General features: G+C 62.2%; 23 protein-coding genes and 2 pseudogenes. 14 read left to right on the forward strand and 11 right to left on the reverse strand.

All coding sequences use genetic code 11. From position 1 onward, the window contains the following. Positions 1–72 precede the first annotated feature (72 nt). Genes kdpB through kdpF form a run of 3 tightly spaced genes read right to left on the reverse strand, consistent with a single transcriptional unit; the run spans position 73 to position 3,933 of the window. Positions 73–2,130 (reverse strand): potassium-transporting ATPase subunit KdpB, encoded by a 2,058-nt coding sequence (gene kdpB / locus DKB71_RS24985; RefSeq protein WP_408598104.1) that lies wholly within the window; start codon positions 2,128–2,130, stop codon positions 73–75. Between the two features lie 10 nt (positions 2,131–2,140). Next, positions 2,141–3,835 (reverse strand): potassium-transporting ATPase subunit KdpA, encoded by a 1,695-nt coding sequence (kdpA, locus tag DKB71_RS24990; RefSeq protein ID WP_408598106.1) that lies wholly within the window; start codon positions 3,833–3,835, stop codon positions 2,141–2,143. A gap of 8 nt (positions 3,836–3,843) precedes the next feature. Beyond that, complete coding sequence (kdpF, locus tag DKB71_RS24995; RefSeq protein ID WP_007899818.1) at positions 3,844–3,933, reverse strand: K(+)-transporting ATPase subunit F; 90 nt, start codon at positions 3,931–3,933, stop codon at positions 3,844–3,846. A 369-nt stretch (positions 3,934–4,302) separates the two neighbouring features. Between kdpF and DKB71_RS25000 the strand changes: the two genes are divergently transcribed. Continuing rightward, a complete protein-coding gene (locus DKB71_RS25000; RefSeq protein ID WP_274073120.1) occupies positions 4,303–4,470 on the forward strand; it encodes a DUF2897 family protein in 168 nt (55 codons plus the stop codon). Positions 4,471–4,530: 60 nt separating this feature from the next. Here DKB71_RS25000 and DKB71_RS25005 read toward each other — a convergent pair whose 3' ends face one another. The 3 genes from DKB71_RS25005 to DKB71_RS25015 all read right to left on the reverse strand — a co-directional run bounded on the left by DKB71_RS25005 (position 4,531) and on the right by DKB71_RS25015 (position 7,135). Continuing rightward, entirely contained in the window at positions 4,531–5,535 is a 1,005-nt protein-coding gene (locus tag DKB71_RS25005; protein ID WP_408598108.1) for a GNAT family N-acetyltransferase, read from the reverse strand. Between the two features lie 88 nt (positions 5,536–5,623). Then, positions 5,624–6,418 (reverse strand): substrate-binding periplasmic protein, encoded by a 795-nt coding sequence (locus DKB71_RS25010; RefSeq protein ID WP_408598110.1) that lies wholly within the window; start codon positions 6,416–6,418, stop codon positions 5,624–5,626. Positions 6,419–6,511: 93 nt separating this feature from the next. Then, complete coding sequence (locus tag DKB71_RS25015; protein WP_274073117.1) at positions 6,512–7,135, reverse strand: TetR/AcrR family transcriptional regulator; 624 nt, start codon at positions 7,133–7,135, stop codon at positions 6,512–6,514. Positions 7,136–7,313: 178 nt separating this feature from the next. Between DKB71_RS25015 and DKB71_RS25020 the strand changes: the two genes are divergently transcribed. The 9 genes and pseudogenes from DKB71_RS25020 to DKB71_RS25060 all read left to right on the forward strand — a co-directional run bounded on the left by DKB71_RS25020 (position 7,314) and on the right by DKB71_RS25060 (position 16,634). Beyond that, a complete protein-coding gene (locus tag DKB71_RS25020; RefSeq protein WP_408598113.1) occupies positions 7,314–9,116 on the forward strand; it encodes an acyclic terpene utilization AtuA family protein in 1,803 nt (600 codons plus the stop codon). 12 nt (positions 9,117–9,128) lie between these two features. Next, positions 9,129–9,998: an SDR family oxidoreductase gene (locus tag DKB71_RS25025; protein ID WP_408598115.1), complete on the forward strand. Its 870-nt coding sequence runs from the start codon at positions 9,129–9,131 to the stop codon at positions 9,996–9,998. A gap of 3 nt (positions 9,999–10,001) precedes the next feature. Next, entirely contained in the window at positions 10,002–11,618 is a 1,617-nt protein-coding gene (gene atuC / locus DKB71_RS25030; RefSeq protein ID WP_408598117.1) for a geranyl-CoA carboxylase subunit beta, read from the forward strand. 17 nt (positions 11,619–11,635) lie between these two features. Continuing rightward, a complete protein-coding gene (atuD, locus tag DKB71_RS25035; protein ID WP_408598119.1) occupies positions 11,636–12,793 on the forward strand; it encodes a citronellyl-CoA dehydrogenase in 1,158 nt (385 codons plus the stop codon). Then, complete coding sequence (locus DKB71_RS25040; protein WP_408598121.1) at positions 12,790–13,587, forward strand: enoyl-CoA hydratase/isomerase family protein; 798 nt, start codon at positions 12,790–12,792, stop codon at positions 13,585–13,587. Before atuD ends, DKB71_RS25040 begins: the two co-directional genes overlap by 4 nt. Positions 13,588–13,704: 117 nt before the next feature. Then, positions 13,705–15,172: pseudogene (locus DKB71_RS25045) on the forward strand (acetyl/propionyl/methylcrotonyl-CoA carboxylase subunit alpha); the annotation flags it as partial. A 134-nt stretch (positions 15,173–15,306) separates the two neighbouring features. Continuing rightward, positions 15,307–15,666, forward strand: a pseudogene (locus DKB71_RS25050) (acetyl-CoA carboxylase biotin carboxyl carrier protein subunit); the annotation flags it as partial. A 71-nt stretch (positions 15,667–15,737) separates the two neighbouring features. After that, entirely contained in the window at positions 15,738–16,280 is a 543-nt protein-coding gene (locus DKB71_RS25055) for an exonuclease domain-containing protein (RefSeq protein ID WP_408598123.1), read from the forward strand. 69 nt (positions 16,281–16,349) lie between these two features. After that, a complete protein-coding gene (locus DKB71_RS25060; protein ID WP_045058110.1) occupies positions 16,350–16,634 on the forward strand; it encodes a pyrimidine/purine nucleoside phosphorylase in 285 nt (94 codons plus the stop codon). 69 nt (positions 16,635–16,703) lie between these two features. On the opposite strand, the gene DKB71_RS25065 is transcribed toward DKB71_RS25060, so the two are convergent. Further along, positions 16,704–17,510, reverse strand: coding sequence for an MOSC domain-containing protein (locus DKB71_RS25065; RefSeq protein WP_274073109.1), 807 nt, complete (start codon positions 17,508–17,510; stop codon positions 16,704–16,706). A 183-nt stretch (positions 17,511–17,693) separates the two neighbouring features. After that, positions 17,694–18,629, reverse strand: a complete 936-nt coding sequence (locus DKB71_RS25070) for a chemotaxis protein CheV (protein ID WP_274073108.1) — start codon at positions 18,627–18,629, stop codon at positions 17,694–17,696. A gap of 417 nt (positions 18,630–19,046) precedes the next feature. On the opposite strand from DKB71_RS25070, the gene DKB71_RS25075 reads away from it, so the two are divergent. The 3 genes from DKB71_RS25075 to DKB71_RS25085 all read left to right on the forward strand — a co-directional run bounded on the left by DKB71_RS25075 (position 19,047) and on the right by DKB71_RS25085 (position 21,533). Then, complete coding sequence (locus tag DKB71_RS25075; RefSeq protein ID WP_274073107.1) at positions 19,047–19,517, forward strand: hypothetical protein; 471 nt, start codon at positions 19,047–19,049, stop codon at positions 19,515–19,517. A 466-nt stretch (positions 19,518–19,983) separates the two neighbouring features. Then, positions 19,984–20,877, forward strand: coding sequence for a sensor histidine kinase (locus DKB71_RS25080; RefSeq protein WP_408601154.1), 894 nt, complete (start codon positions 19,984–19,986; stop codon positions 20,875–20,877). Then, a complete protein-coding gene (locus DKB71_RS25085) occupies positions 20,874–21,533 on the forward strand; it encodes a response regulator (protein ID WP_408598127.1) in 660 nt (219 codons plus the stop codon). The genes DKB71_RS25080 and DKB71_RS25085 overlap by 4 nt, the downstream gene beginning before the upstream one ends. Here DKB71_RS25085 and yegS read toward each other — a convergent pair. Continuing rightward, positions 21,517–22,434: a lipid kinase YegS gene (gene yegS, locus DKB71_RS25090; protein ID WP_408598129.1), complete on the reverse strand. Its 918-nt coding sequence runs from the start codon at positions 22,432–22,434 to the stop codon at positions 21,517–21,519. The two genes, DKB71_RS25085 and yegS, sit on opposite strands and share 17 nt — an antisense overlap. Positions 22,435–22,648: 214 nt before the next feature. Here yegS and DKB71_RS25095 point away from each other — a divergent pair, with 214 nt between their 5' ends. Continuing rightward, the gene (locus DKB71_RS25095) at positions 22,649–22,960 is read left to right on the forward strand and encodes a hypothetical protein (RefSeq protein WP_408598131.1); all 312 of its coding nucleotides are present in this window, start codon (positions 22,649–22,651) and stop codon (positions 22,958–22,960) included. A gap of 60 nt (positions 22,961–23,020) precedes the next feature. On the opposite strand, the gene glp is transcribed toward DKB71_RS25095, so the two are convergent. Together glp and moaB are read right to left on the reverse strand one after the other, a co-directional pair. Beyond that, positions 23,021–24,208, reverse strand: coding sequence for a gephyrin-like molybdotransferase Glp (gene glp / locus DKB71_RS25100; RefSeq protein ID WP_408601155.1), 1,188 nt, complete (start codon positions 24,206–24,208; stop codon positions 23,021–23,023). A 22-nt stretch (positions 24,209–24,230) separates the two neighbouring features. Beyond that, positions 24,231–24,770, reverse strand: a complete 540-nt coding sequence (gene moaB, locus DKB71_RS25105; RefSeq protein ID WP_008055114.1) for a molybdenum cofactor biosynthesis protein B — start codon at positions 24,768–24,770, stop codon at positions 24,231–24,233. Positions 24,771–24,839: the final 69 nt, after the last annotated feature.

Raw genomic sequence — 24,839 nt, forward strand, 5'->3', positions numbered from 1 at the left:
CCACAGGGGAATGCATTTCAAATGTGGGAGCGGGCTTGCTCGCAAAGCGGTGCATCTGGCACCCTGCTAAGGTCAAACCAGATGCAACGCCGTCAACAGCATGTCGATCGCCTTGATCCCCACGAACGGCACCAGAAGCCCGCCCAGCCCATAGATCAGCAGATTGCGTCGCAACAACGCCGCCGCACTCGCCGCCTGCACCCGCACACCACGCAGCGCCAACGGGATCAGCACCACGATGATCAGGGCGTTGAACACGATCGCCGAGAGAATCGCGCTCTGCGGGCTGTGCAGCTGCATGACGTTCAACACGCCCAGTTGCGGGTAGATCGCGGCGAACAGGGCCGGCAGGATGGCGAAGTACTTGGCCACGTCGTTGGCGATGGAAAAGGTCGTCAGCGCGCCGCGGGTCACCAGCAGTTCCTTGCCGATCTGCACCACGTCCAGCAGCTTGGTCGGGTCGCTGTCGAGGTCGACCATGTTCGCCGCTTCGCGCGCCGCCTGGGTGCCGTCGTTCATCGCCATGCCCACGTCCGCCTGGGCCAGGGCCGGGGCGTCGTTGGCACCGTCGCCACACATGGCCACCAGGCGCCCGTCGTTTTGCTCGTGGCGGATGCGCGCCAGTTTTTTCTCCGGCGTGGCTTCGGCCAACACGTCGTCCACGCCCGCTTCAGCGGCAATCGCCGCGGCGGTCAGCGGGTTGTCGCCGGTGACCATGACCGTGCGGATCCCCAGTTTGCGCAGCTCGGCGAAACGCTCGCGGATGCCCGGCTTGACCACGTCCTTGAGGTGGATCGCGCCGAGCAGTTTGCCGTCGGCGCAGACCAGCAACGGGGTGCCGCCGCTCTGGGCGATCTTGTCGATTTCACGGGACAGCGCCGGCGCCAGCTCTGCGCGCTTGAGGCCCACGAACGCCAGCAACGAATCCACCGCACCCTTGCGATACACGCGACCCTGATAGTCGACACCGGACAGGCGGGTTTCGGCGCTGAACGGCACGGCTGTCAGCAGTTCGGCGGACGGCTCGGCCTGCGGATGAAGGCCGCGCAAGTACTCGACGATGGACTTGCCTTCAGCGGTGTCGTCGGCCAGGGACGCGAACAACGCACCCTCGGCCAGTTCCTTGCTACTCACACCCGGCGCGGCATACACCGCCGAGCAACGACGGTTACCGAAGGTGATGGTGCCGGTCTTGTCCAGCAGCAGGACGTGCACGTCCCCCGCCGCCTCCACGGCGCGACCGGACTTGGCGATCACGTTCAGGCGCACCAGGCGGTCCATGCCGGCGATACCGATGGCGGACAACAGGCCGCCGATGGTGGTCGGGATCAGCGTGACCAGCAAGGCCACCAGGAACACCAGCGGCAGGCTGCCATTGGCGAAGTGGGCGAACGGCTGCAGGGTGACCACCACCAGCAGGAAGATCAGGGTCAGGCCGATCAGCAGGATGTCCAGCGCCACTTCGTTCGGGGTTTTCTGGCGCTTGGCGCCTTCGACCAGGGCGATCATGCGATCCAGGGTCGACTCGCCGGGATTGGCGGTGATCTTCACCAGCAGCCAGTCAGACACCAGGCGGGTGTTGCCGGTCACGGCCGAGCGGTCGCCACCGGATTCACGAATCACCGGCGCCGATTCACCGGTGATCGCCGCTTCGTTGACCGCCGCGATGCCTTCGATCACCTCGCCGTCGCCGGGGATCATCTCCCCCGCTTCGACGCGCACCACATCGCCCTTGCGCAGGTTGGCGGCTGGCACTACCTGAAAGCTGCCGTTGCTGGTCCTGCGTCGGGCGCTCAAGCCTTCGCTACCGGCCTTGAGGCTGTCGGCGCGGGCCTTGCCGCGACCTTCGGCCAAGGCCTCGGCGAAGTTGGCGAACAGCACGGTGAACCACAGCCACAGGGCAATTTGCGCGGCGACGAAGGTCGGCACCGCCGTGTCGGGAATGAAGCACAGCACGGTGGTCAGGATCGCCGTCAGTTCGACCACCAGCATCACCGGCGCACGCTGCAATTGCCGTGGGTCGAGCTTGACGAACGCTTGCACCAGCGCCGGGCGCCAGAGAGCCGAGATAGCAGTTTTTGGTTGTTCCGGCGCCTTGACGACGGCGGTTTTGCTTACAGGCATATTCATGATGGATTCCTTAGAAGCCCATGCTCAGATGTTCAGCAATCGGACCCAGCGCCAGCGTCGGCAGGAAGGTCAAACCACCCACCAGCAAGATGGTCACGGTCAGCAAGGTCACGAACAGCGGACCGTGGGTCGGGAAGCTGTTCTGGCCGATCGGTGCGGTCTTCTTCATCGCCAGGCTGCCGGCCAGGGCCAGCACCGGCAGGATGTAGCCGAAGCGACCGATCAACATGCCCAGGCCCAGCATCAGGTTGTGGTACGCCGTATTGGCGCCGAAGCCAGCGAACGCCGAACCGTTGTTGGCACTGGCCGAGGTGTAGGCGTAGAGCAATTGGCTAAACCCATGGGCGCCGGGGTTGCTCACCGAGGCCACGGGCCCTGGCAGGCTGGCGGCAATCGCACCGAGGACCAGCACGCCGATCGGCATGACCAGCAGGGTCACCACCAACAGTTGCACCTCGCGGGCCTGCAGTTTCTTGCCGAGGTATTCCGGGGTCCGGCCGATCATCAGGCCGGCGAGGAACACTGCGATCAGCACGTTGAGCAACATGCCGTAGAGGCCGGCACCGACGCCGCCGAAGATCACTTCGCCGACCATCATGTTGACTAGCGCGACCATGCCGCTGAGCGGGTTGAGGCTGTCATGCATGCCATTGACCGAACCGTTCGAGGCCGCCGTGGTGGTCACCGACCACAGCACCGTGGCGGTGGTGCCGAAACGCGCCTCCTTGCCTTCCAGCGGAGCGGTCTGTTCGACGGCGACGTTGGCCAGGCTCGGGTTGGGCTGGTACTCGGCCCACAGCGAGGTCGCGCCGCCGATCAGGAACAGGGCGAGCATGCAGGCAATGATCGCGCGGCTCTGGCGCAGGTCCTTGACGTAATGGCCGAAGGTGAACACCAGCGCGACCGGAATCAGGATGATCGACGCCACTTCGAACAGGTTGCTCCAGGCCGTCGGGTTCTCGAACGGATGCGCCGAGTTGACGCCGAAGAAGCCACCACCGTTGGTGCCCAGTTGCTTGATCGCAATCTGGCTGGCGGCCGGCCCCAGTGGGATGACCTGATCGACACCCTGCATCGTCAGCGCATTGACGTACTGCGCGAAGGTTTGCGGCACGCCCTGCCAGACCAGGAACAGCGCCAGCAGCAGGCACAGTGGCAGCAGGCCGTAGAGGGTGGCGCGAGTCATGTCGACCCAGAAGTTGCCCAGCGACGCCGTGGATTTGCGACCGATGCCGCGGCACAGCGCTACCAGTACCGCCAGGCCGGTGGCGGCGCTGACGAAGTTCTGCACGGTGAGGCCGACCATCTGGCTCAGGTAGCTCAGGGATGCTTCGCCGCTGTAGCCCTGCCAGTTGGTGTTGGTCATGAAGCTGACGGCGGTGTTGAACGCCAGCGTCCACTCCTGGCCGGGCAGGTTTTGCGGGTTCAGCGGCAAGTGGTCCTGGAACAGCAGGATTGCGAACAGCAACAGGAAACCCGCGAGGTTGAAGGCGAGCAAGGCCAGGGTGTACTTCTGCCAGCTCTGTTCGACCCGGGGATCGACGCCGGCCAGACGATAACAACCGCGTTCCACCGGACCAAGGATGGGCGTCAGCCAGGTGCGCTGGCCTTCCATGACCCTGTAGTAGAACCGCCCCAGGAACGGTGCCGGGACCAAAACCAGCGCGAAAAACGCCAGGATCAGCCAATAGTCATAACTGTGCATAGCCGCTCCTAGTTCCGGTCTGCGCGCAACAGCGCAACCAACAGATAAATGAACAGTCCCACTGCCAGCAGCAGTGACACTCCGTCCAGAACGCTCATGGAAGTTCTCCGTGTTACGGCGTATTGCCGCGTGTGGAGGTATTGTCGGCAGGGAGGCTGTAAAGGAACGAGAGCGAGGGGGCGCGCGGGGTATAAAGAAAGCGTAAAGACTGGGTTTATGGCTTGGTTACTGCGTTGTTCTGGCTGGCCCCTTCGCGAGCAAGCCCGCTCCCACAGGGGGAATGCGTTCACCCAGACACTGCAAAAACCCTGTGGGAGCGAGCTTGCTCGCGATGGCGGCATGACAGGCAACATCGCAGGTGTGAAACAGGCATAGAATGGAACCACTGCGAAATCCAATCGCTCAAAGTGGTATGCACGTTCGGCAAGCGAAACCCTCGCCCGCCGACCGGCTTTCAAGGAGGTCCCATGCCCTGGTATGCCTGGTTGATTCTGATAGTTGCCATTGGCTCTATCGTTGGCGGTCTGATGATGCTGCGTGACACCGCCCACAAGGTTGAGCTGACCGATGAACAGCGCAAACGCGTCGCCGAACGCAATGCGGAAATGGACGCCAAGGAAGCGCAGGACCGCTAGCTGCAAAATCGTCCGAAGTCCTTCGCGGCATTCGGACGATTTTCTGCCGTTACTCCCGGTTCAGGTCAACGAGCAGCGATCGAAGAACCGCTCGCGCCCCAGCGCCATTAACGCTGCGCGCTTGTGTGGAAAGTCGAATTCCTTCTCGCAGTAAAATCCCTGTCCCTGCATGTGCCCGATCATCTTCGCGTTGTCGGCACGGGGCTCGGCGACGACCCGTTGGGTACGTGGATCGTCGAGAAACAGGTAGTGCACCAACGCCGACAGCCAGCTCGCTACCTTGTGCGGCCCACGATGATTTTCTTCCCCCACCAGCATATGAATGCCACGGTCGTGATCACCTGCCTCGTAGAACGGCGCGATGCGGTCTTCCTTGGCCCAATACGCTTCGAAGTAGGCAAAGGGCTGATCGTCGAAACAACCGATCAAGGTCAGGGTATGGGGATCGTCCTGGAGTTTGCCCAGGTACTCTTGATGCTGTTCGAGACTGCCCTGCTCCTGCCAGAAATTCGCCACTCGAGGGCTGTTCTGCCAGCGATTGAAACGCGCAAGATCCTCGTCGATGTCCACTGTACGCAGGGAAATCCAGGCCCCCAGCCTGGCATCGAAACGCCGATACACCTCGCCCCGTGGCTTCGGTGGGCGCAACGGGTGACGCTTGCCGCCGCTGAATACCATCTGCTGTGGGTAACAGCCCGTCAGCGACTGACCCAGCCACGGCTGCGGCAACTGCCAGAACAGCGTGCGTTCGCAACGGAACTGGCCGACCGTTTCGGTAGACACCAGCAATGCGCTGAGCAACGCTTCAGGTGGCGCTTCATCGAGTTGCCAGACCAGTCGCTGGCAAGCAGGGTCACGGGCGAACAACCAGTAACACGCGGCCCAGATGGCCCGGCTGTCGGGGCGTGGAACGCCCTCGTGCAATTGCAGCAGCAACTCGGGCGCGCGGGTCAGGTGTAGCTGGATCAGCGACTGGCCTTCAAGGCTGAGGCTCAGCCCCGTTTCGGTTTCATCGGCTACGAGACGGCTGCCGTTTGGTAAAGGCAGGACATTCGGATTGGACATGGGTCGGGCTCACGATTCGTCGACAGGTCAACGTTTGACGTGAGCCAAGCCGGAAAATTTAAGCGATACACGACTTACGGTGCCCCGCTCAGTTAGCCCGCGCCGGCAAGACCGCAATTTTGTAGGGGTCGAAAATCTTCAGCATCTGGCCATTGTCCCGCAACCCTTGCAGCAACTTGCCGAAGGCCTCCCCGCTGATCGGCGCGGCCGGCCGCAGAATGGCGTAGTGGTGATAGATCTGGTCGACGCGCTCGGATACCAGCAACTCGCTGGCGACATGCTGGTTGCGCAGAAAGTAGTCGCTCAGGTAGGACCGTGTGACCAGGGCGACATCGGCGCGCCCACGCAGCACCATCAGCAGGTTGCTGTCATGGGAGTAAGTCGACGTGGCGTTGTAGTGAGTGGCGAGATACTTGGGGTCGGCATTGAAGTTGGCGAACTCGTAGTGGTAGCCGCTGAACAACGCCAGGCGCTTGCCGCTGAGGTCGCTGAAGTAACTTTGCTGGCGCTCCGGCAAGCGTTGGGCGACGAAGATTTCGGCATCTTCCAGGCCCATGTCGACGCTGGTGTGGGGAATGTCCTTCCAGCCCCAATTGGGGTTTTCGAAGATCGCCATGTCCACCCGGCCTTGCTTGAAATCGCCAAAACGACGGGGAATGGAGGTGGGTACCAGCACGAACCGGTAGTCGCTTTGCAGGGTGTTGAGGGCCTCGACCAGTTGCGGCAACAGGCCGGTGTCGGCCCCGGATTCAGGGCGCACCGTGTAGGGTGGAAAGTGTGCGGCACCGATGCGCACCAGTTGTGCAGCCTGGGTCGGTAGAACCGATAACGCCGCGACCACCGCCAGTAAAAACCGCGAAGCCGTCCGAATTGGCGAAGACATCAAAACAACCCACTCCCGAAGTACTGCATCAATGCATTCAAGCTAGGCGGTTTCGCCCAGTTAGCCAGTTTCCTGCCGACCCGCACACCCGCCTTACTTGCCCTCCAGCACCAGGATCAAGGCCTCCTCCGCCAGTTGATCCAGGCTCATGCTGCCACCGGCACGAAACCAGGTGGTGGTCCAGGACAGCGCCCCGGTCAGGAAGCGCCGGGTGATAAACACATCGCCGCGGATAAAACCGGCGCTCTTGGCTTGACCCAGCACCTGCAGCCAGATGTCTTCATAGATATCGCGCAGCGCCAGGACCTGGGCCTGGCCCTCCTCGGACAGCGATCGCCATTCGTAAACCAGCACGGCCATGGCTTCGCCACTGCCGCCCATGATCGACTGCAATTCGCAGCGGATCAGCGCCAGCACCCGCTCGCGCACGTCGCCCGTCTCGGCGATGGCCGCCCGCATCAACGCGGTGTTGTAGCGAATGGTCTCCTCCATCACCGCCCGCAGGATCTCGTCCTTGCTCTTGAAGTGATGAAAAATGCTCCCCGACTGGATGCCCACGGCACCGGCCAGGTCGCGCACGGTCGTGCGTTCATAGCCTTTGTGGCGAAACAGGTGGGCCGCCACTTGCAGCAACTTGCCACGGGCGCTGTCGGGGTCGGTCAATTGCCCGCTGTCGACCAACTCGCGCATGACGCTCAAGGCTTTTTGCTCATCCACCCGTTCTCTCCTACAGTCGATCAGTCCAATGCCACGCTCCCCGCGAAAACATTGGGGTTGCGCTGGCAATTTAAGCAACTGGCGACGACCAAGCAAGCGCTCGGGAAGAAGATAGTTCAGCCGTTTACAAACCAAGCGCTTGCTTGGTAGTCTCGAAGCAATGTTGCCGGAGGTGGTTATGGAGTTGATTGCGCCAAGAACGATTCGCATCGGCTGCGCCAGCGCCTTCTGGGGCGACACCTCGACCGCCGCCGAGCAACTGGTGGAAGGCGGGCACCTGGACTACCTGGTCTTCGACTACCTGGCCGAAATCACCCTGTCGATCATGGCGGGCGCGCGGATGAAAGATCCCCAGGCCGGATACGCCACTGACTTCGTCGAAGTCCTCGGGCCGCTGCTCTCCCAACTCGCCGAACAAAAGGTCCGCGTGATCAGCAATGCCGGCGGCGTCAATCCCCAAGCCTGTGCCGCGGCCCTGCAAGCGGCCTGCGACAAGGCCGGCGTCACCCTGAAGATCGCCGTCCTGCTGGGCGATGACCTGCAACCGCAATTCAAGCAGCTAGGCAGCCAGGGCATTCATGAAATGTTCAGCGGCGCCCCCCTGCCGCCAATGTGTGTCTCGACCAACGCCTACCTTGGCGCGCCCGGCATCGTCGAAGCCCTGCGCCTGGGCGCAGACATCGTGATCACCGGGCGCGTGGTCGACAGCGCCGTGGTCAGTGCCGCGCTGGTGCATGAGTTCGGCTGGTCGTGGCACGACTACGACAAACTGGCCCAGGCGGCGCTGGCCGGGCACATCATCGAATGCGGCGCGCAATGCACCGGCGGCAATTTCACCGATTGGCGCGATGTGCCCGACTACGAGCACATCGGCTTTCCCATCGTCGAAGTCAGCGCCGACAGCCAGTTCATCGTCAGCAAGCCCGAAGGCAGCGGCGGATTGGTCACGCCCCTGACCGTGGGCGAACAGATGCTCTATGAAATCGGCGACCCACGGGCCTACCTGCTGCCCGACGTGGTCTGCGATTTCACCCAGGTCCGGCTCGTGCAACAAGGCCGAAACGCAGTCCGGGTCCACGGCGCAAAAGGCTTGCCGCCCACCGCCCAGTACAAGGTCAGCGCCACCTACCCGGACGGTTTTCGCTGCACCGCCAGTTGCCTGATCGCCGGCATCGATGCGGTGGACAAGGCCCGGCGTGTCAGTGAAGCGATCATCAACAAGACCTCGCAGATGTTCAGCCAGCGCGGCTGGGCGCCCTACAGCGAGGTGAACATCGAACTGCTTGGCAGCGAAGCCACGTACGGCCCCCACGGCCAGCGCCAGGACAGCCGCGAAGTGGTGATCAAGCTCGCGGTGCGCCATCCGCACAAACAGGCGTTGATCCTGTTCTCCCGGGAAATCGCCCAGGCCGCCACCGGCATGGCGCCGGGGCTGACCGGGATCGTCGGTGGCCGGCCGACGGTGTATCCGCTGATCCGCCTGTTTTCGTTCCTGATCGACAAAACCGCCTGCACGCTGGACATTGATCTCATGGGTCAGCGCCACCCCTGCGCCCTGCCCGCCCTCGATGTGCTCGACAGCGCCGAATTGCCGGTACCGTTCGAACCACCCAGGCCTTCGGGCCCGGCCGACGCCAGCGTCGCCCTGGTCAAGCTCGCGGTCGCCCGCTCCGGTGACAAGGGCAACCACAGCAACATCGGCGTCATGGCCCGCGATCCGCAGTACCTGCCGTGGATCGCCGAAGCCCTGACCCCGGAGGTGATCGTCGACTGGATGAGCCACGTCCTCGACCCGATCCACGGGCGCGTCGAGCGTTGGTACTTGCCCGCCACCCACAGCCTCAATTTCCTCCTGGAAAACGCCTTGGGTGGCGGTGGCGTGACCAGCCTGCGGATCGATCCGCAGGGCAAGGCGTTCGCCCAGCAGTTGCTGGAAATCCAGATTCCGGTGCCCCAGCGCATCGCCGACCAGGTCAACTAGAGGATTGCCGCCATGACCTACGATTCGATTTTCAAAGCCGATGTGTTTGCCGGCCAGACCATCATCGTCACCGGTGGCGGCAGTGGCATCGGCCGCTGCACCGCTCACGAACTGGCGGCCCTCGGCGCCCATGTGCTGCTGGTCGGGCGCAAGGCCGACAAGTTGAAAACCGTCGCCGCCGAAATTGCCGAAGATGGTGGCAGGGCTGACTGGAGCACTTGCGATATCCGCGAGGAAGAAGCGGTCACGCATCTGGTCAGCGAACTGATCCGCAAGCACGGCCCGATTCACGGCCTGGTCAACAACGCCGGCGGCCAGTACCCGTCACCACTGGCCTCGATCAACCTGAAGGGTTTCGAAACGGTGATGCGCACCAATCTGCTGGGCGGCTTCCTGATGGCCCGGGAAGTGTTCAACCAGTCCATGAGCAAGCACGGCGGCGCCATCGTCAACATGCTCGCCGACATGTGGGGCGGCATGCCCGGCATGGGCCACTCGGGCGCGGCGCGCTCGGGCATGGACAACCTGACCAAGACCGCAGCCTTCGAATGGGGCCACGCCGGGGTCCGGGTCAACGCCGTGGCGCCGGGCTGGATCGCGTCCAGCGGCATGGACACCTACGAAGGTGCGTTCAAGGCGGTGATTCCGACCTTGCGTGAACACGTGCCGCTTAAGCGCATCGGCACCGAATCGGAAGTCAGCGCGGCGATCGTGTTCCTGCTCAGCCCGGGCGCGGCGTTCATCAGCGGCAGCACCCTGCGCATCGACGGCGCGGCCAGCCTCGGCGGGCGGGCGTGGCCGATCCACAAGGCGACCCACAGCGAGTCGTACAACGGCTTCCACCGCGCGTACCTGCCTGATGTGCTCAAGGACAAGGAATAAGCCATGCCGGTGATTCAGTCGCAACTCGACCCCCACGGCGAACCGTTCGCCCGCCACCGCGCGGCAATGCTGGTTGCCGTCGAGCAGCTGCGCAGCCTTGAACAGACCCTGCTGGACAAGGCGGCCGAGGCCAGACCCAAGTTCGAAAAACGCGCGCAGTTGCTGCCTCGCGAACGCCTCAACCTGTTGCTCGACCCTGGTGCGCCGTTTCTCGAACTGGCCGGCCTGGCCGGCTACAAGCTGCACGACGACAAGGACGGCAGTGCCGCAGGCGGTGGCCTGATCGCCGGGATCGGTTACGTGTCGGGTGTACGGGTACTGGTGGTGGCGAACAACAGTGCGATCAAGGGCGGCACCATTTCCCCCTCGGGCCTGAAAAAGTCCCTGCGCCTGCAACAGATCGCCATGGAAAACAAACTGCCGGTGATTACCCTCGCCGAGAGCGGTGGCGCCAACCTCAATTACGCGGCGGAGATTTTCGTCGAAGGCGCGCGCAGCTTTGCCAACCAGGCGCGCATGTCGGCCATGGGCCTGCCGCAGATTACCGTGGTCCACGGCTCGGCGACGGCCGGCGGCGCCTATCAGCCGGGGCTGTCGGACTACGTGGTGGTGGTACGCGGCAAGGCCAAGCTGTTTCTGGCCGGCCCGCCGCTGTTGAAAGCGGCTACCGGCGAAGTCGCCACTGACGAAGAACTGGGTGGCGCCGAGATGCACGCGCAAACGGCCGGCACCGCCGAATACCTGGCCGAGAACGATGCCGACGGTGTGCGCCTGGTGCGCGAGATCGTCAGCCTGTTGCCGTGGAATGCGCGCCTGCCGATGTTGCCCGCCAGGCAATGGCAGGAGCCGCTCTACCCCATCGACGAATTGCTCGGCCTGATCCCCGATGATCCGAAAAAGCCCTACGACGTGCGCGAGATCGTCGCCCGCATCGCCGACGGCTCGAACTTCCTCGAATTCAAGGCCGAGTTCGATCAGCAGACCGTCTGCGGCCAACTGAAAATCCAGGGCCACGCCTGCGGGTTCATCGGCAACAACGGGCCGATCACGCCCAAGGGCGCGAGCAAGGCGGCGCAATTTATTCAGCTGTGCGACCAGAGCCAGACGCCGCTGCTGTTTTTCCACAACACCACCGGATTCATGGTCGGCACCGAATCGGAGCAGCAAGGGGTGATCAAGCACGGCGCCAAGATGATCCAGGCGGTGGCCAATGCCCGGGTGCCAAAACTGACCGTCGTGGTGGGCGGTTCCTATGGCGCCGGCAACTACGCGATGTGCGGGCGTGGCCTGGACCCGCGTTTCATCTTCGCCTGGCCCAACAGCCGCACCGCCGTGATGGGCGGCGCCCAGGCCGGCAAAGTGCTGCGCATCGTCACCGAGGCCAAGCAGGCCAAGGACGGCCTGGTGCCCGACCCGAAGATGCTCGACATGCTCGAACAGGTCACTGCGCAGAAACTCGACAGCCAGTCCACGGCGCTGTATGGCAGCGCCAATCTGTGGGACGACGGCCTGATCGACCCTCGGGATACCCGGACCCTGCTCGGTTACTTGCTGGATATCTGTTTTGAGGCCGAGGTGCGGCCGCTGCAAGCCAACAGTTTTGGTGTAGCCCGGTTCTAATCAGGAGAACAACAAGAATGATCTTCACCCAGGAACACGACGCATTGCGTCGCACCGTTCGCCAATTCGTCGATCACGAGATCAATCCCCACGTCGAGGAATGGGAAAAGGCCGGGCGCTTTCCGATCCACGAGATTTTTCGCAAGGCCGGCGACCTGGGGCTGCTGGGCATTTCCAAACCGGAAAAATTCGGTGGCATGGGCCTGGACTACAGCTACTCGATCGTCGCCGCCGAAGAGTTCGGCACCATTCATTGCGGCGGCATTCCCATGTCGATCGGCGTGCAGACCGACATGTGCACCCCGGCCCTGGCGCGCTTCGGTTCCGATGAGTTGCGCAATGAGTTCCTGCGCCCGGCCATCAGTGGAGAGCAGGTTGGCTGTATCGGCGTCTCCGAAGTCGGCGCCGGCTCCGACGTGGCCGGCTTGAAAACCGGCGCGCGCAAGGACGGTAACGATTACGTGATCAACGGCAGCAAGATGTGGATCACCAACTCGCCGAGCGCCGACTTCATCTGCCTGCTGGCCAACACCTCGGACGACAAACCCCACGTCAACAAATCGCTGATCATGGTGCCGATGAACAGCCCCGGCATCAGCCTCAGCTCGCACCTGGACAAACTGGGCATGCGCAGTTCGGAAACCGCCCAGGTGTTTTTCGACAACGTGCGGGTGCCACAGCGCAACCGCATCGGCCATGAAGGCGCCGGGTTCATGATGCAAATGCTGCAGTTCCAGGAGGAGCGCCTGTTCGGTGCGGCCAACATGATCAAGGGCCTGGAGTATTGCGTCGACAGCACCATCGAGTACTGCAAGGAGCGCAAAACCTTCGGCAGTGCGCTGATCGACAACCAGGTCATTCACTTTCGCCTGGCCGAACTGCAAACCGAGATCGAGTGCCTGCGGGCGCTGGTGTATCAAGCCACCGAGCAATACATCAAGGGCCAGGACGTCACGCGCCTGGCGTCGATGGCCAAGCTCAAGGCCGGTCGCCTGGGCCGCGAGGTCAGCGACAGTTGCCTGCAATACTGGGGCGGCATGGGCTTCATGTGGGACAACCCGGTGGCCCGCGCGTATCGCGATGTACGCCTGGTGTCGATCGGCGGCGGCGCGGACGAAATCATGCTGGGGATCATCTGCAAGCTGATGGGCATCCTGCCGGGGAAAAAGCCATGAGCACCCTGCCGGCTTGCCAGACCCTGCTGCTCGAATTGCACAACGGCGTGCTGCACATCACCCTCAATCGACCGGACAGCCGCAATGCCATGAGCCTGCAGATGGTCAGCGAACTGCGTGCGGTGCTGGCGGCGGTGCACGAGGACCGGGGGATTCGGGCCCTGGTGATCGGCGGTGCCGGCGGGCATTTCTGCGCCGGCGGCGACCTCAAGGACATGGCCAAAGCGCGCGCCCAAGGCACGAGCGCGCACCGCGATCTGAATCGGCTGTTCGGTGCGTTGCTGCAAGAAGTGCAGCACGCGCCGCAGGTGGTGATCACGGTGTTGCAAGGCGCGGTGCTTGGTGGCGGTTTCGGCCTGGCCTGTGTCAGCGACATTGCCCTGGCCGATCACCAGGCGCAGTTCGGCCTGCCGGAAACCAGCCTCGGCCTGTTGCCGGCGCAGATTGCGCCGTTCGTGGTCCAGCGCATCGGCCTGACCCAGGCACGCCGCCTGACACTGACGGCGGCACGTTTCGATGGCACCCAGGCGCGGCGGATGGGGCTGGTGCATTTTGTCGAGCACGATGCCCAGGCGTTGGCCGAACGGCTCGATGAGGTGTTGGCGCATGTGTTGTGTTGTGCGCCGGAGGCGAATGCGGCGACCAAGAAATTGTTGCTGGCGAGTGCGGGGCAGCCATCGGATGAACTGCTGGATCAGGCGGCCGAGTGGTTCAGCGAGGCGGTGACCGGGGCTGAAGGCGTCGAGGGGACCCTGGCCTTTGTGCAAAAACGTAAGCCGGGGTGGGCCTCTTAAAAGCTTCGCTGGCAAGCCAGCTCCTACAAGGGTCTGTGAACGCCACCGCCCCCTGTAGGAGCTGGCTTGCCAGCGATGGGGCCGTCACATTCACCGCAAAAACCCAGGGAATAAAACATGCCCGGATTCAACAAAATCCTGATCGCCAACCGCGGTGAAATCGCCTGCCGCATCCAGCGCACCGCCCAGGCCCTGGGCTACCGCACCGTCGCCGTCTTCAGCGATGCCGACGCCGACGCCCTGCACGTGCACATGGCCGACGAAGCGGTGAACATCGGCCCGGCTCCCGTGCAACAGTCCTACCTGAACATCCCGGCGATCATCGACGCGGCCCGACGTACCGGGGCCGACGCCATCCACCCGGGCTACGGTTTCCTCTCGGAAAATGCCGGTTTCGCCCGTGCCTGCCAAAACGCCGGCATCACCTTCATCGGCCCCAGCCCCGAAGCTATCGAGCTGATGGGCAGCAAACGGCTGTCGAAACTCGCCATGCTCGACGCCGGGGTCCCCTGCATCGCCGGCTATCAGGGCGCCGAGCAGGACGATGCGACGCTCAGCCGCGAAGCCGATCGCATCGGCTACCCGCTGATGATCAAGGCCAGCGCCGGCGGTGGCGGTCGCGGCATGCGCCTGGTGCACGATGCCGGCGATTTGTTGGCGCAGATCCGCACCGCACGCTCCGAAGCGCTGCATGGATTCGGCAGCGATGAACTGATCCTCGAACAGGCGTTGATCGACCCGCGTCACGTCGAGGTTCAGCTGTTCGGCGACCAACAGGGCAACCTGATCTACCTCGGCGAGCGCGACTGTTCCATCCAGCGCCGTCACCAGAAAGTCATCGAGGAAGCGCCCTGCCCGGTCATGACCGCCGAACTGCGCCAGGCCATGGGCGAAGCGGCGCTCAAGGCCGGTCGCGCGGTCAACTATGTCGGCGCCGGCACCGTGGAATTCCTCTTGGATGCCCGCGGGCAGTTCTATTTCCTGGAAATGAACACCCGACTGCAGGTAGAGCATCCGGTCACCGAACTGATCACCGGGCTGGATCTGGTGGCCTGGCAACTGCAGGTCGCCGAAGGGCTGCCGCTACCGTTGCGCCAGGAGCAGGTGCAACTCAGCGGTCACGCCATGGAAGTGCGCTTGTACGCCGAAGACCCGGCCCAGGACTTTGTCCCGCAAACCGGGCGCATCGCCCGCTGGGAACCGGCGCTGCAGAGCGGCGTGCGCATCGACCATGGGCTGATGGAAGGACAGCAGGTCAGCCCGTTCTACGATTCGATGCTGGGCAAGATCATTGCCCACGGCGCGACCCGTGAAGAAGCCCGGCGCAAGTTGCTGCGGGCGGTGCAGGACAGCGTCCTGCTGGGCCTGCCGAGCAACCAGCGTTTGCTGGCCGGCCTGCTGGAACATCCGCAGTTCATCAGGGGCGAATTCAGCACCGGGTTCATTACGACGCATTTCGCCGAACACCCTTGCCTTCAGGCCCCTGTACCCCGCGCTGAAGAACTGGCGATTGCCGCGACGCTGTTCCACCACGGGTCGGCACGGATTCATCCCGCCGCGCTGGCCGGTTGGCGTAACAACGCCAGTGTGCCGCTGCACTACCACATCGGCTTGGGGGATCAGGACTGGCCCGTGCAACTCAACGCGGTACCGGGGCAGCCCTACCGGATTCAAATCGCCGCACAGGTGCTCAACCTGACCGTTATCCAGTGCGACGGTCGCTGGGTCACCCTGGACATCGACGGCATCCGCCAGCGTCATGCCTACCTTCTCGAAGGCGAGCAACTCTGGCTATTCACTCGCCCCGGCAGCCTGCAACTGGTGGATCGCACCCAAGCGCCGGTCTGCAGCCAGGCCAGCATCAGCTCCGGCACCCTCAAGGCGCCCATGGACGGTGCGGTCATCGACGTGCTGGTCAGTGAAGGCAGCCAGGTCAGCAAAGGCCAATTGCTGGTGGTGCTGGAAGCCATGAAAATGGAACACCCACTCAAGGCGGGTATCGACGGCGTGCTCAAGCGCTTGCAGGTGCAGGTGGGCGACCAGGTGAAAAACCGGCAGATTCTGCTTGAGGTCGAATAAGTCGCTAGGCGTAACCGCCGGGTTTGGCTACGCTCAAGCCCTATCAGCACGCGGATACCGGGAACCCTGCGATGCCTCACTGGTTGGTCATTGATCTGGAAGCCACCACCGATGAGGGTGGTTGGCCCATAACGGAAATGGAAATCATCGAAATCGGTGCCACCCTGGTGGATCGCAAAGGCCGCGAGCTGGATTCCTTCCAGCGTTTCGTGCGCCCGTTGCGGCGCCCTCTGTTGACGCCGTTTTGCCGGGAGCTGACGCACATCACCCAGGCCAACATCGATGCCGCACAGCCCCTGGCCGAGGTCTGGCCATCGTTCGAGCGCTGGTTGGGCCAACATCACACGCGGCTTGAAGGCTGGGTCAGCTGGGGCGACTACGATCGCAAACAGTTGCTCCAGGAATGGCAGCGCCTGCCTTTCGACAGTGCGTTGAGCAACGTGCCGCACATGAATCTCAAGCAACGCTTCGCCAAGGCCCGGCGCCTGGAACGACCGCTGGGGCTCAACGGCGCCTTGCAACTGGCGGGAATGCAGTTCACCGGCCAGCAACACCGGGCGCTGGAAGACGCGCGCAATACCGCACGCCTGTTGCCGCTTGTCCTGCCGCTCTAGAGAGGTGACGAGTCCTTGGGCCTTGTGCATACTGGCCGGCCCTTTTAAGCCCTTTTCGAGGAATCGCCCATGTTTAAAGTCAACGAGTACTTCGACGGCACCGTCAAGTCGATCGCCTTTGGCACTGCCGAAGGCCCAGCGACCATCGGCGTCATGGCCCCGGGCGAATACGAATTCGGCACCAGCCAGCGTGAAATCATGCACGTGGTCTCCGGCGCCCTGACCGTCAAGCTCCCGGACAGCACCGATTGGGAAACCTTCGCCGCCGGCAGCCAGTTCAACGTGCCCGCCAACAGCAAGTTCCAGCTCAAAGTGGCGGTCGACACTGCCTACCTGTGCGAATACCGCGGCTAAAACCCCGGGTTCACTGCGAAAAGACAATGCCCGTGTCCATCGACACGGGCATTTTTCGTTGAAGGGCGTTTATTCGAGGATGGTGACCGGCATGCCGACTTCGAGCCGGCCATTACCGTCGTTGACCAGATTCTGCCCAAACATCGCACCATCGGCTTCGCTACGGTACTTCTGCAAGGTGGCAAAGGGTTCGCGGCCAGCGTCACGCTCGCCGGTTTGCGGGTCGACGGTTGTCATGATGCAGCGTGAACAGGGCTTGACCACCCGGAACTCGACATCGCCGATGCGCAGGCGCTTCCAGCCATCCTCGGCATACGCCTCGCTGCCCTCGATGACCAGGTTGGGCCGGAAACGCAGCATCTCCAGCGAGCGGCCGACGCGTTGCGACAGGTCATCCAGCGATGCCTGGCCAATCAGCAACAGCGGGAAGCCATCGGCGAAGGCGACCTGATCGTCGTCCTTGCCATAGCCCGAGGCGGTGGTCCGTGCGCGATCCAGTGGCACCTGCACCAGGCGCGTCGGCTTGCCGATGAACCCACTGACCCAGGCGCCGGCCGCGTCGCCGGCATCGGGCACGCGCAAGCTGTCACGCCAGATGGTCACACCGCGCAATTGAGCATCGCTGGTGGGCAAGGCGACATCGATCGGCGAATGGCCGGGGGCGCTGAGGGTCAAGCCACCCTCGGCATTCCACAACGCCGACAGCTGGCTCATCTGCGCGACCGCGCGTTGGGTCAGGAAGCGTCCGCTGGCTTCATCCACCAGCATCCAGCGTCGATCACCGTCCAGCCCCAGCTTGTCGAGGCCGACCTGTTGCAGGATCTCGCCTTTGCCGGATTTCAACGGATAACGATACAGCGCGCTCAGACGCAACATGGCCAGCTCCCTGACGGACAAAAACGCCACCCTATACGAGCTTGATCAGCGAATCAAAGGTCTCCGCCCCTGTAGGAGCTGGCTTGCCAGCGAAGGCGTCCTTGAATATTGCATTGACCTTTCGGGCCTCTTCGCTGGCAAGCCAGCTCCCACAATGTTTAGTGTTGGGCATTCGTCCTCGGATCAGGCCGGCACTGCATCGCGCATCAAACGCTGTCGCACCACATCAACCAGCTTGTCCGGCTGGAATTTGGAGAGGAAGTTGTCACAGCCGACCTTCTTGACCATCGAGTCGTTGAAGCTGCCGGACAGGGACGTGTGCAGCACCACATAAAGGCCGCGCAGTCGCGGATCGTTGCGGATTTCGGTGGTCAGGCGGTAACCGTCCATTTCCGGCATTTCCGCGTCGGTGAAGACCATCAGGAGTTTGTCGGTCATGTTGACGCCGGTGTCCGCCCAGGCCTTGAGCATGTTCAGGGCCTTCAAGCCATCGCTGGCAATGTGCATCTTCACACCCAACTGCCCCAGGGTATCGCGCAGTTGCGTCAGGGCCACATTCGAGTCATCCACCAGCAACACTTCGCGGCCACGGGCGCGTTCCAGCACCGGATCCTCGAGTTTTTCCCGGGAGACCTTGGCGTTGTAAGGCACGATTTCGGCGAGGACTTTCTCGACGTCGATGATCTCCACCAACTGGTCATCGACCTTGCTGATCGCGGTCAGGTAATGCTGCCGGCCGGCACTGCTGGGCGGTGGCAGGATCGCTTCCCAGTTCATGTTGACGATGCGGTCCACCCCTCCGACCAGGAAGGCCTGCACCGAGCGGTTGTACTCCGTGACGATGATCGTGCTGCCAGGGCCTGGCACCAGCGCACGCATGCCGATGGCCTGGGACAGGTCGATGACCGGCAGGGTCTGGCCGCGCAGATTGACCACGCCGCACACGAACGGATGCCGCTGGGGCATCAGGGTCAGCTTCGGCAGTTGCAGGACTTCCTGCACCTTGAACACGTTGATCGCGAACAATTGCCGCCCGGCAAGCCGGAACATGAGAATTTCCAGGCGATTCTCACCCACAAGTTGCGTACGCTGGTCTACCGTATCGAGAATGCCGGCCATCTATGACTCCTGGGGCTTTTGCGGATGAATTCACTGGATAGAGGGTTATCGGCTGTTTTCGCCGGACCTTGACCCCTTGGCAAATGCCACGCGCGGGGATTGATGTCACATTAACATCATGCTTTACTGATCCTGTAATTTCATCTATTGCATGCTTTTCGCCGCGACCATCATTTGCGCGATTGGTTCCGCCCTGTAAGGGATTCCCCTAGCAACAATCAGGTGCAACCTGATATTCGCAATATCCAATAGCCATTAATGTGACGCCATTCTCATTGCATGAATGGAGTCGGGCATTTGTCTGCGATCGCAAACCAGTGGCCAATCAACCTTTCAAGCGTTCAGCCCGCACTTGAGCCGTCCAGAGCGCGAACTCAAGACACCCTCCTCATTTGACATGACGTTGTGGAGACAAGCATGCCGAACAATCGTAAAGAGTGGGCAAAGCGCATTCCCGAGTTTCTCGTCGAGGCTGAAACACTCCTGGCCAGGACCGAGGAGTGCCTGAGTCATCTGCAATTGATCAGCAATGACCCGGACGCCATTGACTGCATGCTCAGCACCCTGCTCAAACTGGCGTGCAAGGCAGATGCCCTCGCCCTCGCGGCCGTGTCAGAGTTTTCATTGCACATTCATGGCCTGCTCAATCACGCACACAACCACATGGCACTGCACGATGAGGCCCTGGATGCGCTCAAGGACTGCCTGACGCTGATCGCCTGGCAACTTGAACTGATCGACCAGAAAACCGGGCAGCTCAGCCTCGATGAAACTGAACAGGCCTCCCTGATCGAAGCCTTCGCGTTCCAGGTCGGCCAGAGTCAGTTTCGCCCCCCGGTTGATTCCAGGCCGTACACACTCGTTTCTTATTCGCAGCGCCAGGCTTAACTTTGCGCAAGTACGTCAAGCTGCGAATAGATGACTGCATCACAACTTGTGCGGACTCATGTCGCAATTGAATACTTCATATCTGCTAACGACACCTCGAAACAAGTAACTATTGCTTGTACAAGTATTCGTCTGTCTGCGCCGATTTTTATTGGATCCAAATAATCGTGGCCTAAACGGTGTTCCCACCTTCCTGGGCGCTTTCTCCTGTCCTCCTGGACATCTAATCACAAGCGCGACCAACGGTATTCGAAGTGCTATTATGCCGCCCATTAGTTGACGTCAATTAACGGCAACGCGATTGCAGACAACTCAGCTAAAAAATTCAGGTCTGATTTCTTATACAAGACCGTGGTTTTCTTATACAAAAAACCGTTGAAGTCGAAAGCTGACATAAAAAAATCATCGATCTGTCAGCGAACGTGACCGATCGGCCCGCAGCGAACATCCATTGGCTCCATCCGCTATGTACGCCAGCCTCAATTCAATCGCCAAATGGCCACCCTCCCCAGATAACGCACGCCGGTTCACGCTGTTTCTATGCGCCGGCTCGACACTCGGCAGCCTGCTGGTCTACGGCCTGTCCACGCGTTTGCCGCTGGGTCTGCTGGCGCTCGATCTTGCTGCGCTGGGCTGCGTCTGGATGCAATACCGCCTGTCACGCAAGTCGATCAAGTTCCAACCTCAGGAGCTGGCCGAACGGATGCTGCAAGTCCAGGAAAACGAACGCCATCGCCTCAGTCGGGAATTGCACGACGACATCGGCCAGTTGCTGACCGCGGCAAAACTTCAGAGTGACTGGCTCAAGCGCAGGATGCCCGAAGACCTGCAGGGGCAATGCTCGGCGCTGTGCGACACGCTGGATGAAACCCTCGCCAAGGTTCGCGATGTATCGGCCATCCTCAACCCCCGACAACTGGCCAGCCTTGGGCTGGAAGCCAGCCTGCGGGCGCATTTGCTCAAGACGCTGAGCAACACCCCGGTGCACTGGAGCCTGGAGTGCCAGCAACGACTGACCGGCATCCCGGAAGAAATGGCAGTGGCGGCCTTTCGCATCACCCAGGAGGCCGTCACCAACATGCTGCGCCATGCCGATGCGCAAAACCTGCTGGTCTGCCTGCAGCGTTTGCCCCAAGGCCTGGCATTGCTGATCAGTGACGATGGCCTCGGTTTCGCGCCGGCCACCGATCCGGGGCGTGAAGGACAACGCGGCATGGCCGGGATGTCGGAACGGATCAAACAACTGGGCGGCACGCTGACCGTGACCAGCCAGCCAGGCAAAGGCACCCAAATCGAAGCCCTCTTCCCATGGGCACCCCGTGAGTTCGAACGGGCCAATACGAATAAGGTTATGCATTGACTTGTAACTTGCTTCTGGTGGATGACCACTCGCTGATCAGGGCTGGCGTGCGCGCCCTGGTGCTGGACCTTCCTGGCTATGCGGTTGTCGGCGAGGCCAACGATGGCTCGCAGCTGCTCGAAATGGCCCAGCGACTGTCGCCGGATATCGTGCTGCTGGATATTTCCATGAAGCAGACCGGTGGCCTCGAAGCCTTGCAACTGCTCAAGCGGGTCCGTCCGCACAGCAAGGTGCTGATCCTGTCGATGCACACCGACCCGGCACTCATCATGCAAGCCCTGGAATCCGGGGCCCATGGCTATTTACTCAAGGACACCACGGCCACCGAACTGGAACAAGCGCTGGAAGCCTTGCGTAACAATGAGCGCTACCTGAGCCCGGCCATCGCCCATACCGTGATCACCCAGGCGTTGAACCGGACCCAGAACAGCCCGGCGGCCCCGGCAGACTCGCACAACCTGACAGCCCGTCAGCTGGAAATCCTGCGGTTGATCGTGCGTGGCAAATCCACCCGGGAAATCGCCAACGGCCTGGGCCTGAGCGTCAAGACCGTGGAAACCCATCGCTCGCAAGTCATGAAGCGCTTGCAGATATTTGACGTGGCCGGCCTTGTCTTGTTCGCCGTGCGCGAGCAGATCATCAGTCTGGACGACTGACAGCTCCAGCCCTGCTCAACAAGGGTGACTGCTCGGGCAAATGCACCCGCAGCGCCGCCGGCCGAGCCGAGAACCGCAGGCTGTCACCCTCGAGCGGTTCGCCGTCAAGGTTGATGTAGAGGCCCTCAGAGGCCTTGATCTCAACCCATGGCAGGCGGGCGCGGACGAACATGCTATCGAGTCCGAAACCATCGGCCAGCAGGTTCTTCAAGGTGCCGACCAGCTCCTGCGGTGCCGGCAGAATGCTGATGTCGAGCAGCCCGTCGTCCGCCAAAGCCTCTGGGCAGAGCACATGCCCACCACCCGCCTGTCGACCGTTACCGATCCCCAGCGCCAGCAACTCGCCACTCCAGTGAAAATCAGGCCCCTGCAATTCACCATACGCCGCATGCAGCTCACTGAAACGCGTCAAGCCGGTGAACAGATACGCCGCACCACCGAGGACTTTCTTCAGTTCTTCGGAGGTATTGGCCGTGACCTGGCTGCCAAAACCACCGGTGGCCATATTCAGGAACACCTGGCCACCGACTTCCCCCAGGTCGATGGCGCTGGGGGCAACGTCCAGCAGCGCCAGTGCCTGATCCGGCTCCAGCGGCACACCGGCAGCACGGGCAAAATCGTTGGCGGTGCCCAGCGGCATCAGCACCAGGCTGGCCTCCGGCGACTGGCCGGCCATGGCTTCGGCAATATCGCGCAAGGTGCCGTCGCCGCCACCGGCAATGATCCGCCGATAACCCGCCTCCAGCGCTTCGCCCACCAGCCGTTGCGCATCCCCGGCTTCCCAGGTCAGGCGCACAGCCAGGTCCCAGCCTTGTTCACGCTTTTCCTCGACGGCGGCCCGAACCGCTTCGTTGAGCGCCTGCTTGCCATGCAGAATCAACAGTGCCTTGCGTTCGCTCATTGTCGTCACTCCCCATCATTGAAGGCGTATGGGACATGTGACCTCACCACCATCCTGAAAAGTCGCAAAAAAATGAATTATTTACGCTTGAGTCCAATAAGGAGAATTTTCTTACAAAACGTGAGGAATCGGCTCAATTGACCAGAAATGGCGATTGGTACACTTTTGTGTCAGCGGTTTTCAGTCATCAGCAGGACAGACACAAGGATGTGCAATGCAACGACATGACATCAGGTCACCGGTGATGCCGGTGGTGCGGCTCGCAATGAAACGGGCCGATCATCCAGCTGAACTCGTCAGCAGTGCAAAATCCAGTGGAGAAGTTCCTATGCAACCTCGCGTCAACGAGCTTGAGACACACCTCGAAACCCTGCGAGGCGATCTGGAAAGGATTCGCAGTGACGTCAGGTCAATCAGGCTCAGGCTTGCCTATTCGGTGGGCGGAACAGTCGTTGTCCTGGGGCTGCTGGGCTGGATCGCCAACAGCCGTTTCGACCAGGTCGTCTCACTGCTGCTGGCTCATTGATCTACCATGGACGCAAAACCCGGCTCAATCGACCGGGCTTGCGTCACCGCGTGGCCCAGATCAGCTCAATACTTCGCTCAGCGGAATGAAGTAGACGCTGTCACCTGCCACCAGCGTGCGCTCCTCCATGACCTCGACCAATCCATCGGCCCACGCGGCGCTGCGCAGCACACCGGAACTCTGATTGCGGTAGATGATGGCCTGGCCGTTCTCCAGGCGACCGCGCAGGTACTCGCGTCGATTGCCGGCCTTAGTCCAGTCGAACCCTGCAGGCACTTGCACCTTCAGCGGCTCCACCTCCTGCACACCCATGCGGCGCAGCAGGTAAGGCCTTGCCAGCAAGGCAAAGGTCACCAGGGTCGAGGCTGGATTGCCCGGCAGGCCGATCACCGGCACGCTACGAAAATGGCCGAAGGTCAGGGGTTTTCCGGGCTTGATGGCCAGTTTCCACAGCGCCAGCTCGCCCTCTTCTCGCAGGGCCATGCCCAGGAAGTCGGCCTCCCCCACCGATACGCCACCCGTCGAGAGAATCAGGTCGACATTCCCCAGCTCGCCCAGGCGCGCGCGCGTGGTGTCCAGGTCATCCGGCAGGATCCCGGCGTCGATCACCTCGCAACCCAGGCGCTGCAACCAGCTGCAGAGCAACACACGGTTGCTGTTGTAGATCTGCCCCGGCCCCAGCGGCTGACCCGGCTCGATCAGTTCATCCCCGGTGGACAGCACCGCTACGCGAACCTTGCGGATCACCGCAAGCTCGGCACACCCCAGCGAGGCGGCCAGACCTTGCTCGATCGGCCCCAGCCGCGTGCCCGCCGGCAGGATCAGTTCACCAACGGTGGTTTCCTGCCCTTGTGGACGAATGTTCTGCCCGATGGCCAGGGACTCGGTGAAACGGACACGTCCATCCGCCTGGACTTCGGCGTTCTCCTGCATCTCGACGCAATCGGCACCCGGCGGCACAGGTGCGCCGGTAAAGATTCGCGCGCAGGTGCCCGGCGTCAAGGCAACAGGGGCCTGGCCGGCAAAGACTTTCTGACTGACCACCAGCGGCTCTGCGTTCCAGTCAGCCACGCGCAAGGCATAACCATCCATCGCGCTATTGGGCCACGGCGGCAGATCGAGGGACGACAGCAGATCCTCGGCCAGTACCCGCCCCTCGACCTGCGCCAACGGCAAACGCTCGCGCTCTACAATCCGTGAGGCGTCGGCCATTTCCAGCAGACGCGCCAGGGCTACCTCGACCGGCATCAGGGTCCCGGTCTTGCCCGGCTTACCCGCGGGATTCACAGGGTGCCGCCTGTTTCAGGTGAGTCACGAAATTGCACGGGCGATGGCGCGAATCCAGCTGCTCGCCAAGAATGCCATCCCAACCGGTGCGCACCGCATTGGTCGACCCCGGCAGGCAGCACACCAGCGTGCCGTTGGCCAGGCCGGCCAAGGCGCGGGACTGGACGGTCGATGTGCCGATGTCCGCCACCGATATCTGGCGGAACAGTTCACCAAAACCATCGACTTGTTTGTCGAGCAGGCAGCTCACTGCTTCCGGCGTGCTGTCACGACCGGTGAAACCGGTGCCGCCGGTGATCAGCACCACCTGTACGACCTCGTCGGCGATCCAGTTGGCAACTTGCGCGCGAATCTTGTAGAGGTCATCTTTTAGCAAGACCCGGCAGGCCAGGTTGTGTCCGGCAGCCGTCAGGCGGTCAACGAACAGCTGGCCTGAGGTATCGGTTTCCAGGGTACGGGTATCGCTGACCGTCAGCACCGCGATGTTGAGCGGCGCGAAAGGTACATCAGCCTTGGCTTTCATAGGCTCGTCCAGTTGTAGGAGAAACAGCCCGGTGTTATATCACAGCGACCTCATTTTTCGCCGCCCCCA

The sequence above is a fragment of the Pseudomonas sp. PLMAX genome (genome assembly GCF_046042685.1).
GTDB classification, from domain to species: domain Bacteria; phylum Pseudomonadota; class Gammaproteobacteria; order Pseudomonadales; family Pseudomonadaceae; genus Aquipseudomonas; species Aquipseudomonas putida_AE.

Bases quoted from the DNA above. Each gene is read 5' to 3' on its own strand.
- kdpB (WP_408598104.1), bottom strand. From the start codon at position 2,130: ATGAATATGCCTGTAAGCAAAACCGCCGTCGTCAAGGCGCCGGAACAA.
- kdpA (WP_408598106.1), bottom strand. From the start codon at position 3,835: ATGCACAGTTATGACTATTGGCTGATCCTGGCGTTTTTCGCGCTGGTT.
- kdpF (WP_007899818.1), bottom strand. From the start codon at position 3,933: ATGAGCGTTCTGGACGGAGTGTCACTGCTGCTGGCAGTGGGACTGTTC.
- DKB71_RS25000 (WP_274073120.1), top strand. From the start codon at position 4,303: ATGCCCTGGTATGCCTGGTTGATTCTGATAGTTGCCATTGGCTCTATC.
- DKB71_RS25005 (WP_408598108.1), bottom strand. From the start codon at position 5,535: ATGTCCAATCCGAATGTCCTGCCTTTACCAAACGGCAGCCGTCTCGTA.
- DKB71_RS25010 (WP_408598110.1), bottom strand. From the start codon at position 6,418: ATGTCTTCGCCAATTCGGACGGCTTCGCGGTTTTTACTGGCGGTGGTC.
- DKB71_RS25020 (WP_408598113.1), top strand. From the start codon at position 7,314: ATGGAGTTGATTGCGCCAAGAACGATTCGCATCGGCTGCGCCAGCGCC.
- DKB71_RS25025 (WP_408598115.1), top strand. From the start codon at position 9,129: ATGACCTACGATTCGATTTTCAAAGCCGATGTGTTTGCCGGCCAGACC.
- atuC (WP_408598117.1), top strand. From the start codon at position 10,002: ATGCCGGTGATTCAGTCGCAACTCGACCCCCACGGCGAACCGTTCGCC.
- atuD (WP_408598119.1), top strand. From the start codon at position 11,636: ATGATCTTCACCCAGGAACACGACGCATTGCGTCGCACCGTTCGCCAA.
- DKB71_RS25040 (WP_408598121.1), top strand. From the start codon at position 12,790: ATGAGCACCCTGCCGGCTTGCCAGACCCTGCTGCTCGAATTGCACAAC.
- DKB71_RS25055 (WP_408598123.1), top strand. From the start codon at position 15,738: ATGCCTCACTGGTTGGTCATTGATCTGGAAGCCACCACCGATGAGGGT.
- DKB71_RS25060 (WP_045058110.1), top strand. From the start codon at position 16,350: ATGTTTAAAGTCAACGAGTACTTCGACGGCACCGTCAAGTCGATCGCC.
- DKB71_RS25065 (WP_274073109.1), bottom strand. From the start codon at position 17,510: ATGTTGCGTCTGAGCGCGCTGTATCGTTATCCGTTGAAATCCGGCAAA.
- DKB71_RS25070 (WP_274073108.1), bottom strand. From the start codon at position 18,629: ATGGCCGGCATTCTCGATACGGTAGACCAGCGTACGCAACTTGTGGGT.
- DKB71_RS25075 (WP_274073107.1), top strand. From the start codon at position 19,047: ATGCCGAACAATCGTAAAGAGTGGGCAAAGCGCATTCCCGAGTTTCTC.
- DKB71_RS25080 (WP_408601154.1), top strand. From the start codon at position 19,984: ATGTACGCCAGCCTCAATTCAATCGCCAAATGGCCACCCTCCCCAGAT.
- yegS (WP_408598129.1), bottom strand. From the start codon at position 22,434: ATGAGCGAACGCAAGGCACTGTTGATTCTGCATGGCAAGCAGGCGCTC.
- DKB71_RS25095 (WP_408598131.1), top strand. From the start codon at position 22,649: ATGCAACGACATGACATCAGGTCACCGGTGATGCCGGTGGTGCGGCTC.
- glp (WP_408601155.1), bottom strand. From the start codon at position 24,208: ATGCCGGTCGAGGTAGCCCTGGCGCGTCTGCTGGAAATGGCCGACGCC.
- moaB (WP_008055114.1), bottom strand. From the start codon at position 24,770: ATGAAAGCCAAGGCTGATGTACCTTTCGCGCCGCTCAACATCGCGGTG.